At 71.2% G+C, this 14541-nt stretch carries 14 protein-coding genes and 1 pseudogene; 1 reads left to right on the top strand and 14 read right to left on the bottom strand.

The annotated features are described in order from the left end of the window. Positions 1–4: 4 nt before the first annotated feature. Positions 5–961, bottom strand: a complete 957-nt coding sequence (locus tag ABIC70_RS02345; RefSeq protein WP_043357887.1) for a helix-turn-helix domain-containing protein — start codon at positions 959–961, stop codon at positions 5–7. A gap of 121 nt (positions 962–1082) precedes the next feature. Here ABIC70_RS02345 and ABIC70_RS02340 point away from each other — a divergent pair, with 121 nt between their 5' ends. Continuing rightward, on the top strand, positions 1083–1526 hold the full coding sequence (locus tag ABIC70_RS02340) for a Ros/MucR family transcriptional regulator (RefSeq protein WP_502915936.1): 444 nt from the start codon (positions 1083–1085) through the stop codon (positions 1524–1526). 141 nt (positions 1527–1667) lie between these two features. On the opposite strand, the gene ABIC70_RS02335 is transcribed toward ABIC70_RS02340, so the two are convergent. The 13 genes and pseudogenes from ABIC70_RS02335 to poxB all read right to left on the bottom strand — a co-directional run bounded on the left by ABIC70_RS02335 (position 1668) and on the right by poxB (position 14521). Next, complete coding sequence (locus tag ABIC70_RS02335) at positions 1668–2183, bottom strand: hypothetical protein (protein WP_075381206.1); 516 nt, start codon at positions 2181–2183, stop codon at positions 1668–1670. Positions 2184–2214: 31 nt separating this feature from the next. Beyond that, on the bottom strand, positions 2215–2739 hold the full coding sequence (locus tag ABIC70_RS02330; RefSeq protein ID WP_051045126.1) for a hypothetical protein: 525 nt from the start codon (positions 2737–2739) through the stop codon (positions 2215–2217). A gap of 168 nt (positions 2740–2907) precedes the next feature. Further along, entirely contained in the window at positions 2908–3846 is a 939-nt protein-coding gene (locus ABIC70_RS02325; protein WP_043389064.1) for a pirin family protein, read from the bottom strand. 198 nt (positions 3847–4044) lie between these two features. Continuing rightward, positions 4045–5076: an aldo/keto reductase gene (locus ABIC70_RS02320; protein ID WP_179697584.1), complete on the bottom strand. Its 1032-nt coding sequence runs from the start codon at positions 5074–5076 to the stop codon at positions 4045–4047. 111 nt (positions 5077–5187) lie between these two features. Then, positions 5188–6183, bottom strand: a complete 996-nt coding sequence (locus ABIC70_RS02315) for an HlyD family secretion protein (protein ID WP_354438765.1) — start codon at positions 6181–6183, stop codon at positions 5188–5190. 1 nt (position 6184) lies between these two features. Further along, on the bottom strand, positions 6185–6400 hold the full coding sequence (locus ABIC70_RS02310; RefSeq protein ID WP_236952766.1) for a DUF1656 domain-containing protein: 216 nt from the start codon (positions 6398–6400) through the stop codon (positions 6185–6187). Beyond that, positions 6397–7344: an FUSC family protein gene (locus ABIC70_RS02305; protein WP_354438929.1), complete on the bottom strand. Its 948-nt coding sequence runs from the start codon at positions 7342–7344 to the stop codon at positions 6397–6399. Before ABIC70_RS02305 ends, ABIC70_RS02310 begins: the two co-directional genes overlap by 4 nt. Before the next feature lie 213 nt (positions 7345–7557). Further along, positions 7558–8123 (bottom strand): annotated as a pseudogene (locus tag ABIC70_RS02300) (FUSC family protein); the annotation flags it as partial. 176 nt (positions 8124–8299) lie between these two features. Next, entirely contained in the window at positions 8300–9286 is a 987-nt protein-coding gene (gene cydB / locus ABIC70_RS02295) for a cytochrome d ubiquinol oxidase subunit II (RefSeq protein ID WP_043389059.1), read from the bottom strand. 6 nt (positions 9287–9292) lie between these two features. After that, a complete protein-coding gene (locus ABIC70_RS02290; protein WP_053609659.1) occupies positions 9293–10717 on the bottom strand; it encodes a cytochrome ubiquinol oxidase subunit I in 1425 nt (474 codons plus the stop codon). Between the two features lie 107 nt (positions 10718–10824). Then, positions 10825–12336 (bottom strand): malate dehydrogenase (quinone), encoded by a 1512-nt coding sequence (gene mqo, locus ABIC70_RS02285; protein ID WP_043389053.1) that lies wholly within the window; start codon positions 12334–12336, stop codon positions 10825–10827. Positions 12337–12367: 31 nt separating this feature from the next. Next, positions 12368–12763 carry a cupin domain-containing protein gene (locus ABIC70_RS02280; RefSeq protein ID WP_053609660.1) on the bottom strand — a complete coding sequence of 132 codons (396 nt, stop codon included), beginning with the start codon at positions 12761–12763 and terminating at the stop codon, positions 12368–12370. A gap of 30 nt (positions 12764–12793) precedes the next feature. Next, positions 12794–14521: a ubiquinone-dependent pyruvate dehydrogenase gene (poxB, locus tag ABIC70_RS02275; protein ID WP_354438763.1), complete on the bottom strand. Its 1728-nt coding sequence runs from the start codon at positions 14519–14521 to the stop codon at positions 12794–12796. Between the last annotated feature and the right edge of the window lie 20 nt (positions 14522–14541).

The raw sequence follows: 14541 nt of genomic DNA, 5'->3' as shown, positions 1-14541 counted from the left end.
GCCGTCAGCCCGCGATCCCGGGCGCCCTCCGGTAATCGCTCGGTGAGAGTCCGTAGCTCTCCTTGAAGCGTCGGCTGAAGTGGCTCTGGGTACTGAAGCCGCAGCTATAGGCCAGCTCGCCCACGGACAGGTGGCTGAAGCCGGGATCCGTGAGCCGCTGTGCGGCGCTCTCCAGACGCCGCCGCCAGATCCAGTCTGCGATGTTGCGGTCCTGCTCGCGGAACAGCGTCTGCAGGTGGCGCAGCGACACGCCGACCGCCGCCGCGAGCTGGGCGGGGTCGAGATTCACGTCGCCCAGATTGGCCTCGATATGGGCCAAGGCGCGTTGAAAGATGAGGATCCCCTGGATGTTCCTCGGGGGCTCGTGGGCGAGGCGCTCCGCGATGCTGGCGACCACCAGATCGACGCCGATCGAGGCCATGCGGTTCGCCATGTCCGGGGTCATCTGACCGGCGGTGCGGGCGAGTTCCTGGAAGAAGGTCGTGACCATCGACGTGCCGACCTGGTCGGCCCCGATCGTCAGGGCCGTGAAGCGGCGCGTCGAGCCGAGCGCCCGTTCCAGGCACGCGCGCGGCATCTCGATGAACAGCGTCTGCGTGTCGCCATCCGAACCCATGACGGCTGGCCGCCGATCCATCACGACGATGTCGCCGGGATTTTGGATCGCCGTGCGATCGTCCTGCGCGCTGAACACGCGGCCCTTCAGGGTGATCGCGACGTTCAGCGTCTCGTATTTGCCGTGCCGCCGGATCGTGTCCGGGGTCGCGACGGTCGTGACGGCACTCTGCGTCACCCGGGTGATGAGCAGAGGTCCGACCTCGGCGGCCTCCAGGGAGCCGGCGAATCCGTGAGCGGCGGTGGGCGTAAGTTCGACAGGCACAATGCGATCGAAGATCGTCTCACGCCAGAAGCGGAAACTGTCTTCTGGCGCGTAATCCGCCGTCGAGAACAAAGTCCTCATTGCAACTTCTTGTATTCGGGCGCCCGCGTGCGCGCTCAGGAAAACGGTAGCACGCTTCCAGGCAAGCGCAATGGGACGGACCAACCTATGAAGGTTTTCATCCCATTCAGGAGGCCGCCCCGTGTCCCCATCGACTCCGATGAGCCCCCAATCCAATATCGAGCTGGTTGCTGGGCTCGTCGTTGCCTACGTGTCGAATAACCGGGTCCCCGTGAGCGAACTGCCGGCCCTGATCGCGCAGTGCCACAGCGCGATCAGCGCGCTGGCGTATCCCGGGGGCGGGCCGGTGACGGCGGCCCCGGATCTGCAGGTGCGGCTCGACAAGCCGAGCGCGGCACAGGTCCGCGGCTCGGTCCGGCCCGACGGCATCATGAGCTTCATCGACGGGCGCGTCTACAAGACCCTCAAGCGCCATCTGACGGCGCATGGGCTGGACCCGCAGAGCTATCGCGCCCGCTTCGGCCTGCCGGGCGACTATCCGATGGTCGCGCGGGAATATGCCGAACGCCGGGCCGCGCTGGCGCGTGCGATCGCCCAGGGCGTGCCCCGCGACCGGGCCGCCTGAGCAGACGGATCCCGACGGGCTGAGGCCGACCCACCTCGGATTCCGACGAGGAGGTTCTCCTGACCGGGCAACGGGCCGTCTTCCCGGGGCCGATGACCCACCGGGAGACCGGCGTTTCCGAAAGGCCCGGCGTCCCGCGCTTCAGGCGGCCGCATGCCGGCCGTCCGGCAGCAGATCCCGGCTGGCCTGTTCGATACGCTTGAGCCAGTCCTCGGCCGACTCCGCCCGCACGATCGCGGCCTCGGCGCGCTCGTCGGCGTCCCGGACCCGCCCGTCGGCCAGCGCCTCGACCTCGCGGACGCGCAGTGCCGCCTGGGTCTGCACCTCCTGCAGATGCGCCCGCAGCGCCTCGATTTCCTGCCGGGCCGCCTGCAGCTCCGCAGACAGGGTCTCGCAGGTGGCGGATCGCTGGCGCAGGCGCTGATCCTGCTCCTGGGCCGCGATGCTCGCGGCCGACAGCGTGTCCAGAACCTGGCTCCAGTCCGCATCCGGCCGCGACGGTGGCTCGGACGGTGGCTCGGACGGCGTCTCGGGACCCGCTCCGGAGGCCGCCACCGGGAGCGGCCCGGCGACCGCCGGATTGCCGTCGGCGGTCGACGGGGCCGGCTCCGCGCGCGCGATGCGTGCGTCGAGCTCTGCCCAGAAGGCCGCGTTCATCGCCGCCGCGATCCGGCCGGGCCCGCGCGGGTCACGAGGCCGCCCGGGTGGCGGAGGCCCGGGTCCGGGCGTCCTGTGGGCCCGCCTGCGTCACGAACTCCGCGTCGATCGTCTCGGCGATGCGTTGGAGCATGAGTTCCGCCGCTGCAGCCCGCTCTTCGGCGGCCGCGGCCCGGTCCTCGGCGGCCTGGATCAGTTTGATCGCCTGCGCATGGACCTCGTGGGTCTCCCGCTCGGCCGCCTGCACCTGGGCGCGGGCCGCATCCATGTCGGCCCGCACCTGCCGCAGGAGATCCTGGACGTGCGTCTCCTGCTCCTGCGCCCGGTCTTCGACGTCCCGGATGTACCGGGCCGCGCCCTGCACCCGCTCCAGCAGGTCCGGCCACCGCTCTACCGGCGACGGGTTCGGGTTCCGGCCCTGCGCGGTGGCGCGCTCGTCCGCGGCGAGAAGGACCAGGTTGCCGGTCCGGATCCGGGTCGTCGGCTCGCGGATGTCGCACGCGGCGGCTTCGATCGGGGTCAGCGTCTCGGCCTTGGGGTGCTTCGTCTGTTCCATCACGCGTCCTGCCGGCAGGGTGCAGCGCAAGCCTCCGATGAGGCATCGGTGTCCGTCCCACACCGATGGAAAATGGTTAACAACTCCTTAACACTCGCGCTAGGGTTGCGTTCGAGCGGCCATGATCGCCTGTCGCTGCACGCCGGACCGCCGGATCGGGCTGTCGGCTCAGGGGTAGCGGACGGGCTGCGGATCCTCCGGCAGGGGGATGAATTCGGCGTCGTTCGGCACCGTGTCGAACCGGCCCTGGCGCCAATCCTCCTTGGCCTGCGCGATCCGCTCGGGGCGGGAGGAGACGAAGTTCCACCACAAGTGGCGTGGACCATCCATCGGCTCGCCGCCCAGCACCATGAACCGGGCTCCCTCCAGGGCGCGCACGCTGATGCGGTCGCCGGGCCGGAACACCAGCAGCTGGCCGGGCCCGAAGCCGTCGCCGGCGATCTCGATGGCGCCCGCCACCGTGTAGATCGCCCGCTCGTCGTAGGTCGGATCGAGGGGCAGGACGGCCCCGGCCTCGAGCGCCACGTCGGCGTAGACCATCGGGCTCGAGGTGCGCACCGGCGAGCGTGCGCCGAAGGCCTCGCCCGCGATCAGCCGGACGGTCTTGCCTTCGCCGGTGAGGACCGGCAGCGCGGCGGCGTCGTAATGCTCGAAGGCGGGGGCGTTCTCCTCGTCCCGGTCGGTGAGGGCGACCCAGCTCTGGATGCCGAACAGCCGGGAGCCAGTCTGCCGCAGCGTCGGGGCCGTGCGCTCCGAATGGGTGATTCCGCGGCCTGCGGTCATCCAGTTCAGCTCGCCCGGCCGGATCGGCAACTCCGTGCCGAGGCTGTCGCGGTGCATGATCTCGCCGTCGAACAGGTAGGTGACGGTGGAGAGGCCGATATGCGGATGCGGCCGCACGTCCATGCCCTGCCCGAGCAGGAACTCGGAGGGGCCCATCTGATCGAAGAAGATGAAGGGGCCGACCATCCGGCACTCGGTGGAGGGCAGCGCCCGCCGCACCGCGAAGGAGCCGAGATCGCGCGAGCGGGGCACGATCAGGGTCCGGATCGCGTCGCAGCTGAAATGGTCGCCCGGGATCGGATCCTCGGCACTGTGCCAGCTCATCGCCTTGCTCCTTCGCGCGGGGGAGGGAGGAGCGCCATCGGCTGCTGCGCGGCGCCCCGGATGGCGGAGCCGACATCGTTCGGGATCGGCCCGCCATCCGCAGGCATCCTGGACCGGGACCGCACGAGTTGAAACAGAAACGATCGAAACGCATCGTTTCCGATTTCCGCCCTCAGGGTCCCGGCCGCGCGCCGCGGGCTACCAGACCGTCGGCTTCGGGTTGCGCTCGTCAAAGCCCTTCTGGTGCCAGTACGGATAGATCGGCGTCTCGTGGCTCGCCGCGTCGAGGCGGGCGACCTGCTCGGCGGTCAGGGTCCAGCCGAGGGCGCCGAGATTCTGCTTCAGCTGTTCCTCGGTGCGGGCGCCGACCACGATGTTGCACACGGTCGGCCGGGTCAGCAGCCAGTTGAGCGCCACCTGCGCCACCGTCTTGCCGGTCTCGGCCGCCACGGCGTCGAGGGCGTCGACCACACCGAACAGGTATTCGTCGGAGACAGGCGGCCCACCCTCGGCGCCACCGGCGGCGATGCGGCCGCTCTGGTTGGCCTGTCCGCGGCGGATCTTGCCGGTGAGGCGGCCCCAGCCGAGCGGGCTCCAGACCATCAGGCCGACACCCTGGTCGAGGCCCAGCGGCATCAACTCCCACTCGTAGTGGCGGCCGATCAGCGAATAGTAGCCCTGGTAGGCGACGTAGCGGGCGAGGCCGTGGCGCTCCGAGGTCGCGAGCGCCTTCATGAGCTGCCAGCCGGAAAAATTCGAGGCGCCGATGTAGCCGATCTTGCCCGCGCGGGTGAGGTCGTCCAGCGCCCGCAGGGTCTCGTCCACGGGGGTGAGCGCATCGAACCCGTGCATGAAGTAGACGTCGATATGGTCGGTGCCGAGCCGCTTAAGGCTGGCCTCGCAGGCGCGGACCAGGTGGTAGCGCGAGGAGCCCACCTGGTTCAGGTCGTCGTTGAACCGGAACGTCGCCTTGGTGGAGATCAGCGCCCGGTCGCGCTTGCCCTTGAGGGCCTGGCCCAGGATCTCCTCGGAGGCGCCGCCCGAGTAGATGTCGGCCGTGTCGAAGAAGTTGACCCCGGAATCGAGGCAGAGATCGACCATGCGGGTCGCCTCCGCGACGTCCGTCTGGCCCCAGCGCTGGAAGAACTCGTTCGTGCCGCCGAAGGTGCCGGTGCCGAAGCTGAGCACCGGCACGGTAAGGCCGGAGCGTCCGAACTGCCTGTAGTCCATCGGATCCTCATCGCGATCGCGGGCGCCGCATGTCGGCGCGCCTGCCGGTCTAACGCGGCCGCCGCCCCGGCTTTCCCGGAGGCTGGGACGGCACGACCAGGGCCGTGCGCGTCAGCGCCGCGACTCGACGACCGGCGCCCCCTCGCAGCGCTGGCCGGCGGCCGCGCCCGTGCGCCGGTCGGGCGGCAGGGCGTCCGGGGATCCGGCCTTCTCGGGCAGGATCGCGACATTCGCCGTCATCCCCGCCGCCAGCACGATCGGGCACGGCACGTCGTCGAGGTCGATCCGGATCGGCACCCTTTGCGCCAGCCGGACCCAGGTGAAGATCGGGTTGACCGTCGGCAGTCCCTGAACGCCCGGGGCGGCGTCGGCGACGCTGATGCCGCGGCCGAGGCCGGTCACCCGGCCTTGGATCGGACGGTCCGGCCACGCCATCAGCGACACCCGCGCGGCGTCACCCTCGCCGATGCGCGGCAACTGAGTCTCCTCGAAGTAGCCTTCGATCCAGAAGCTGTCGCCGTTGACCAGCGTCAGCGCCGGCAGCCCCGTGGCGGCGAACCCGCCCTCCTGCAGCAGCAGGTTGGTGACCCAGCCGTTCACGGTGGCTCGCAGGGTCGTGCGCTCCAGGTTGAGCCGCGCCTGCGCCAGCGCGCCCTCCGCCTGGACCACGTTGGCCTGGGCGGCCTGCGCCTGGCCGCTGGTCGTCTGCTTCTGCTGCGGGGTGGTGGCGAGATCGTCGAGTTCGGCGGTGCGCTGCGCGATCCCCGCGAGGTAGCCGGCCTGTGCCCGGGCGCTGGCGAGGGCGCCCTCCGCCTGGGTCACGGCGTTCCTGAACGTGCCGGGATCGATCGTGAACAGCACGTCGCCCTTGCGGACGAACTGGTTGTCCCGGACGCGGACCGCCACCACCGTCCCGGAGACCTCGGGAGCCACCTGCACGGTGTAGACGCGCACGCGCCCGTCCCGGGTCCAGGGCGTGTAGGCGTAGTAGAGGAAGGCAAGGTAGGCGAGGCCCACGGCCGCCGCCAGCGCCAGCAGGGTGGCGGCGACGTTGTAGGCGGGCGGCGGCTGCCAGTCGCGCAGGGACGGTCGCGGGGTCGTGGCCATGTCACGGACCCTGGACGCGCAGGGACAGGATCAGCAGAGCCGTCACGGCGGTCAGGAGGCTGAAGTCGAACAGGGCGCGGTTCCAGACAAGGTGGTTGATGCCGATCCAGTCCAGGATCCAGCGCAGGCCCCAGGTGATCACCAGGGCGGCGAGCAGGCAGATCACCGCGGGCTCGACGTAGAGCCCCAGCACGTCGACCGCCCGCAATCCGATCACGCCCGCACCCCCGGATCGAGGTTCGGCCAGCCCGCGCGGTCGAGATCCGACACGAGGGCGGCCAGCGCCCCGATGCGCTCCGCCTGGAGCGGCAGGGTCGCCCGGCCGGCGAGCTCGCGCAAGGGATCCGGCACCGCATCCGCCTCTGCCGGACGGGACGCGGCGAGCCGGGCCCAGACCGCCCGGCCGACCCGGCGGCCTTCCCGGTCGTCCGTCTCCCGCAGGGCGAGCAGCAGGAGCCCGATGACGAGCAGGCGCTCGCCGCCCCGGGCCATCGCCTCATCCGCGCCGATGAGGGCGAGCCGGCCGAAACCCCGGGCGAGATAGCGATCGCGGGGCGGCAGCAGGAGCGCCGGGTCGAGGGCCGCGCCGCGCACCGACCGGACCAGCCGGCGGCGGGCCCGCAGCCGCAGCGTCGCGGGGCTCACCGGCGGCGGCAGGGCGGCGAACGCGACCGCCGCCACCGCCATCCCGAGCAGCTCGGCCAGCACGGTGTTGAGCGAGTCGGCGAGGTCGTAGGTCATCGGGTTCTTGGGATCGAGGACGCCGAAGACGAAGAAGCCGAAGCCGATGCCGTAGATCGCGCGCTTGTCGGCCCGGCCGACCACCGCCAGCATCGCCACCGGCAGGAGCACGGCGGCCAGGAGCGCGAAGCTCCCGGTGGTGGTCAGCAGGGTGTAGCGCAGGGTCAGCCCGACCACGGCGGCGAGCAGCGCGCCGATCAGGAAGGCGCGGGATTCCGCCCGCGGGTCGGCATGGGCGGCGAGCAGGACGCAGACGAGGCTCGCCCAGGTCGCGGCGCCGGCCCCGTGCGACCAGCCGGTGACGTACCAGAAGCCATTGACGAGCAGGACGGCGGCGGCGGTGCGCAGGCCGTTGTCGAAGGCGTGCCAGCCGTCCCAGTCCAGGTCGTTCCACAGGAGCAGGTGCGGGCGGAACGGCACGCGCCGCCGCCCCACCCGGCCCCCGGCCCGCAGGAGCCGCGCCGAGACCCGGACGCGCCCGATCTGCCGGACGGCGATCGCCCCGCCGGCCCCGATCAGGTCGGTCGAGCGCGATCCCGGCCGGTCCGGCAGCAGGGCCCGCAGCAGGCCCGCGGCGAGCACGCGCCGCAGCCGGGGGGCGGCGTTGCGGATCCCCCGGCCGCCGGAACGGAGGGAGGGCTGCTCGGTGAACGTGTCGGTGACTTCCTCGCCGAGCGTCATCACGGCGGCGATGGGCATCGGGCCCGGCCGCTCGCCCCGCCGCAGGGCGGCCATCCAGGCGTCGCAGGCCTGCGCGGCCGCCTCGAGCCGCCCCGCCAGGGCGCGGCTGACGGCGGGGACGCCCGGCGCCACGAACACGTTCGACGCGTAGGCGCAGCCGATCCCGAGCAGAATCGTCGAGCAGCGGTCGACGCCGATCTGGAACACCATCTCGGGGCTCTGCACGTCGGCCAGGGCGATGATCGGCACCGTGAAGCCCATGGAGGCGAAGCCGTGGCGCGCTGGCCGCTCTCGACGCTGGAGGCCGCGGTGAGCAGGCCCATCCACAGGGCCAGGGCGAGGTCGAAGGCCAGGGTCGCCTGGGCGAAATTGGCCACCAGCACCATCGCGACGGTGACGCCGACAAGCGTGCTGCCGGCCCGCCACAGGCTCTTGCGCAGGGAGGCCGCGCGGGTGGCGAGCGTCACCGAGATGACCGTCCAGCCGGCCCAGTGCGGCAGCGCCAGTTCGAGCCACATGGCGAGCCAGATCGCCGCGATGGCGGTGAGCGCGATGCGCACGGCCTCGGCCGCCTCCCGCGGCCACCACGCGGCGAGGCGCTGCAGGAGGCCCGGCGCGTCCTCGGAGAGCGCGACCTCACCGGCCACGGCGCGGCCTCAGCGGCCGGGGCGGGTCGGGGAGCCCGGTCGCGGGCTCACTCATAATGCTCGGCGACGTCGACCTTCCCCTTGAACACCCGGTAGACGACCAGGGTGTAGATCAGGGTGATCGGCAGGACCACGATCCCCGCGCCCCAGAACATGAAGGACAGGCTCGCCTCCGGCGCCGCCGCCTCGGTCACCGTCACGCTGAACGGCACCATGTAGGGCAGGAACGAGGCGGCGAGCGTCGCGAAGGCGGCGGCGAAGATCAGCGCCACCAGCGGGAACGGCAGGGCGTCGTTCCGGCGCCGCGCCGCGTAGAGGAGCCCCGCGCAGGCCGCGGCCCCCACGAGGGGCAGGACCAGCATCTCGGGCCGCTCGATCCAGCGGTGCAGCACCCGCAGGTTGATCGCCAGCGCGTACACGAAGGCCGCGCCCAGGAAGGCCAGCACCCCGAGCAGGAGCCGCGGCAGCAGCCGGAAGCCGAGGTCGCGCACGTCGGACTCGGTCTTGCCGCACAGCCACGCGGCGCCGAGCAGCGCGTAGCCGAGGCACAGGCCGAGCCCGCAGAGCAGCGAGAAGGGCGTGAGCCACCCGAACGCCCCGCCGACATAGAGCCCGTCCCGGACCGGCAGTTCCTGCACCAGCGCCCCGACCGTCACGCCCTGCACGAAGGCCGCGCAAAAGGAGCCGCCGACGAAGCCCGCGTCCCAGACCCGCCGCAGCCGCCGGGACTTGTAGCGGAACTCGAAGGCGACACCGCGCAGGATCAGGGCAGCGAGCATCAGGAGGAGCGGCAGGTAGAAGGCCGAGAGCAGCAGCGCGTAGACCGCGGGGAAGGCCCCGAACAGGATCGTCGCGGCCAGAACCAGCCAGGTCTCGTTGCCGTCCCAGACCGGGGCGATCGCCTGCATCATGTGGCGGCGCGCCGCCTCGTCCGGGGCGATCCCGAACAGCATGCCGACGCCGAGGTCGAATCCGTCGAGCAGCACGTAGAGCATCAGGGTGAGGGCGAGGGCGGCGGCCCAGAATTCGATCATGGCCGCTTACTCCGCCGGTGTGCCGGTCGGCGTGGCGCCGGGCGTGCCGGGACTGTCGCCCGGCACGGCGAGCGGCCGCTTGGGGTTGGCGGCGCTCCCCGCATGCGCGGGCGTCGGCAGGATGCCGGCCCTGAGCATGCGGTAGATGTAGACGGTGCCGGCCGCGAAGATCAGCGCGTAGACCGCGCCGAACACGGCGAGGGAGGTCGCCACCTGCGGGGATGTCAGGAACGGCGTCGCCGCATCGGCAGTGCGGAGCTGGCCGTAGACCGTCCAGGGCTGGCGCCCGACCTCGGCGGTGAACCATCCGGTCAGCGTCGCGACGAAGCCCAGGGGGAACGACAGGAAGATCGCCCATTGCAGCCAGCGCGCCCGCTCCAGCCGCCCGGTGGCGTAGAAGGCCATCCCGCCCCAGGCGAGCGCCAGCATCAGCAGCCCGCAGCCGACCATGATGCGGAAGGCGAAGAACGGGATCAGCACCGGCGGCCGGTCGGCCTTGGGGATGTCCTTGATGCCGATCACCTTGCCGGTGAGGGTGCCGTCGTCGATCAGGCTGCCGGCGGGGGCGGGCAGGGCGATGACGAAGTGGTTTGTCTCCTGCGCCTCGTCGGGCCACGCGAACAGGATCTCGCCGGCCGGCGCCCGGCTCTCCCAGTGGCCCTCGATGGCGGCGATCTTCGAGGGCTGGTGCCGGACGACGTAGTCGCCGGTGAGGTGGCCGAAGAACAGCTGCAGCGGCACGAGGACCGCGGCGAGGCCGAGCCCCATCCGGACCATGGCGCGGGCCTCGACGCGGTCCCGGCCCCGCAGCATGGACCACGCGCCCGTCGCCGCCACGCAGAAGCTGGTGGTGACGTAGGCGGCCAGGACCATGTGGGGGAAGCGGACCCAGACGACCCCGTTGAAGAGGATCGCCCACCAGTCGGTCGGCACGAACACGCCGTCCGGCCGCAGGGCGAAGCCGGTCGGATACTGCATCCACGAGTTGTTCACGAGGATCCAGAACGACGACAGGCTGGTGCCGAGGCAGACCATCAGGCAGGCGAACAGGTAGAACCAGCGCGGCACCCGCCGCCGGCCGAACATCAGCACGCCGAAGAACGAGGCCTCCAGCGCGAAGGCCGTGAAGCTCTCGTAGCCGAGAAGCGGCCCCTGGATCGGCCCGGTGCGGCGGGCGAGCTCGCTCCAGTTGGTGCCGAACTGGAACGCCATGACGATGCCGGAGACGACCCCGAGCCCGAAGGCGACCGCGAAGATCTTGAGCCAGAAGTCGAACAGGCGGTCGTAGACCGGCTCGCCCGAGATCATCGCCCGCGCCTGGAGGAAGGCGAGCCAGGCCGCCAGCCCGACCGTGAAGGCCGGGAAGATGATGTGGAACGAGACCGTGAAGGCGAACTGGATGCGCGACAGCATCAGGGCGGAGATGTCCATCGTTCCTCTCTCCAGCCGAGGCTCGCCGGTCCGCCGCCCCCGCTCGGGCGCGTCGCACCCTCAGATGTCCACCGGCGGGGCGCGGGGAACCGCGCCTCGCGGAAGTGTCAGACGGTGTCGATCCTCAGGATCGGCGCCGTCTCGGCCCGGCTGCGCCGGCAGGCCTCGGCATCCTGCTTGAGGTCGATGCCGTAGGTCGGGATCACGGCCTTGAGGCGGGGCAGCCAGCCCTCCGGCGTCAGCCGGTCGGCGAAGCACTTCTCGAGGACCTCGACCGCGATGAAGGCCGCCGTCGAGGCGCCCGGCGAGGCGCCGAGCAGCGCGCAGATCGAGTGGTCGGCGGCGGCCACGAGCTCGGTGCCGAACTCGAGGTAGCCCTCCTCCAGCGGGTTCGACTGGCCGGTCGGCTTGATCGTCTGCACCCGCTGGCCGGCGACCGCCGATGTCCAGTCCTGCTTCAGCGCCTTGGGGAAGAACTGCTTCAGGGTCGCGAACTGGTGGTCGGAACTCTGGAGCACCTGGCCCACGAGGTACTCGGTCAGCGCGACGTTGTCCTTGGCGACATCGAGCAGCGGCACGATGTTGTGCGGGGTCAGCGCGGTGAACAGGTCCGTGAGCGCGCCGTGCTTGAGGAAGCGCGACGAGAAGCCCGCATAGGGTCCGAACAGAAGCGAGCGCTTGCCGCCGATGATGCGGGTGTCGAGGTGGGGCACCGACATCGGCGGCGAGCCGGAGGCCGCCTTGCCGTAGACCTTGGCGTGGTGGCGCGCGCTGACCGCGTCGACGTCGCAGCGCAGCCAGATGCCGGAGACCGGGAAGCCGCCGTAGCCGCGCCCCTCCGGGATCTTCGAGGCCTGCAGCAGCGGCAGCGAGCCGCCGCCCGCGCCGATGAACACGAACTTCGCCGTCACGGTCTGGCGCGTGCCGTCGTAGGTATCCTCGACGGTGACGGCCCAGCGGCCGTCGTCGACCCGGTCGAGGGCGACGACCTTCCGGTTGTAGTGCACGGAAAAGCCGGGCTGCGCCGCGAGCTGCTTGACCAGCAGGTGCGTGAGGGCGCCGTAATCGACATCCGTCCCGGTGACGATCCGGGTGGCGGCGATGGGCTCGCCGGGGGCGCGGCCCTCGATGATCAGCGGCGCCCAGCCGGCGATGACCTGCGGATCCTCGCTGTATTCCATGCCGTGATAGCAATGGTGCGCCGACATCGCGGCGTAGCGCGCCTTGAGGAACGCGACGTTCTCGGCCCCCCAGACGAAGCTCATGTGCGGGCAGGGATGGATGAAGGCGCGGGGATCGGGGATCGCGCCCTTCCGCACGAGATGCGCCCAGAGCTGGCGCGAGATGTCGAACTCGGTGTTGACCTCCAGGGCCTTGGCGATGTCGACGCTGCCGTCGGGGCGCTGGGGCGTGTAGTTCAACTCGCAGTTGGCCGCGTGGCCGGTGCCGGCATTGTTCCAGCCCTCCGAGCTCTCCTGCGCGCAGTCGTGGAGCGTCTCGAACATCGCGATCCGCAGCGACGGCTCCAGCTCCTTCAGGACGGTGCCGAAGGTCGCGCTCATGATCCCGGCGCCGATCAGCACCACGTCGGGAGTGTCGTCGTCGCTTAGGCCGGCCATCGCTGAACTCCTGGCACCGGTTCGGGGGAACTCACTGGGCGTTCGGGACGAAGGGCAGCCGGGCCTCGGCGCCGGGGGCGAGGATCACGTAGGCCCGGCACCAGGGCTCGTCGTCGACGAGGCGCCAGGAATGGCCGGAGCCGGCCGTGTCCTCGGCGATGAGGATGTCGCCGGGGCGGATCGTGAAATGCGCCCCGGCCTTCGTCTGGAAGTCGAGGGTGCCGCGCAGGGTGATGACGAACTGGCGGGTCGGGGCCGTGTGCCACGCGTAGGTGCCGCCGGCCTGCGTCTCCCGGAAGGAGATCGAGACCACGTCGGTCGTGCCGCTGAGGAGGTCGCCGCGCTCGCCATGGGGCAGGTCGATGACGCCCTCCGCGAAGTGGGAATTGCCGTCGTCACCGGTCCAGATGCGAACGCAGCGGATCATCGGGCTGATCTCCAGCTTGGGATCGGCGCGTCAGCGCCAGAGGTTGGTCTTGGCGAGGTCGACGATCTCGGTCCCGCGCCCGTCGATCACCGCCTTGGCGAGCCACATCCCGAAGCCCGTCACCTGCTCGAGGCCGACCTTCGGCGGCATCGACAGTTCCTGGCGGGCCGAGACGACGTCGAGGAGGGCCGGACCGTCGTGGTCGAGCAGCGCGCGCATCGCGTCCGGCAGTTCGGCCGGATCCTCGACGCGCCGGGCGAAGATGCCGGCCCCGCGCGCCATGGCGGCGAAGTCCGGGTTCACCAGTTCGACGCCGGTCTCGAGGAAGCCCGCGGCCTTCATCTCCATCTCGACGAAGCCCAGCGTGCCGTTGTTCAGCACCACGATCTTCACCGGCAGCTTGTGCTGGTTGAGGGTCAGCAGGTCGCCCATCAGCATGGCGAAGCCGCCGTCGCCGGAGAACGAGATGATCTGCCGCCCGGGATAGGCCGCCTGCGCGCCGATCGCCTGCGGCAGGGCGTTGGCCATGGAGCCGTGGTTCAGCGATCCGATCAGCCGACGCTTGCCGTTCATGGCGAGGTAGCGGGCCGCCCAGATCGTCGGCGTGCCGACGTCGAAGGTGAAGACCGCGTCCTCGGAGGCCGCCTCGCTGAGCGTCCGGGCGACGTATTGCGGGTGGATCTTGCCGCCGGGCTTGCCCACCGCCAGGGCGTCGAGCCCGGCGCGGGCCTTGCGGTAATGGGCGAGGCTGTCGTCGAGATGCGCCCGGTCGGTCTTCGCCTGCAGCTTCGGCAGCAGCGCCGTGATCGTCGCGCCGACGTCGCCGATCAGGCCGAGATCGATCCGGCAGTGGCGCCCCAGGCTCCCAGCCCGCAGGTCGACCTGCGCGATCTTGGCGTCCTCCGGGTAGAACTGGCGATAGGGGAAGCCGGTGCCGAGCAGAAGCAGGGTGTCGCAGTCGAGCATCGCCCGGTAACCCGAGGAGAAGCCGATCAGCCCGGTCATGCCGACGTCGTAGGGATTGTCCCACTCGACGTATTCCTTGCCGCCCAGCGCGTGGACCACCGGCGCCTTCAGCGCCTCGGCGAGCTGCAGCAGCTCCGCGTGGGCGCCGGCGCAGCCGCGGCCGCAGAACAGGGTCACGCGGCCGGCATCGTTGAGCATCCCGGCCAGCGCATCGAGGTCGGCGTCACGCGGGTGCACCACGGGCGGGGGCGGCACCAGGGCGGCGGAGAGTTCGGGCGCGTTCCCCGGCATGGCCATGAGGCCGACATCGCCGGGGATCACCACCACGGCGACCCCGCGCTCGGCGACGGCGACGCGGATCGCGGTCTCGATCACGCCGGGCAGCTGGGCCGGCGAGGAGACCAGCTCGCAATAGTGGCTGCATTCCTGGAACAGGTTCTGCGGGTGCGTCTCCTGGAAGTAGCCCCGGCCGATCTCCGCCGAGGGGATCTGGGCCGCGATGGCCAGCACCGGCACGCGGGAGCGGTGCGCGTCGAACAGGCCGTTGATCAGGTGGAGGTTGCCCGGCCCGCAGGAGCCGGCGCAGACCGCGAGGTCGCCGGTCAGGTGCGCCTCGGCGCCGGCCGCGAAGGCGGCGCTCTCCTCGTGGCGCGTGTGGATCCAGGCGATCGAGCCGTCCTGGCGCAGGGCCTCGGTCAGCCCGTTGAGGCTGTCGCCGACGACGCCGTAGATGCGCTTCACGCCGGCCTGCGCCAGCGCCCGGACGAACAGATCGGCGACCTTCGTGCTCATGGTGTCTCGCTCAGCTGAGA

It is taken from the genome of Methylobacterium sp. 1973 (assembly GCF_040545035.1).
Taxonomy (GTDB): Bacteria; Pseudomonadota; Alphaproteobacteria; order Rhizobiales; family Beijerinckiaceae; genus Methylobacterium; species Methylobacterium fujisawaense.
This window is presented reverse-complemented; position numbering and strand designations above follow the sequence as displayed.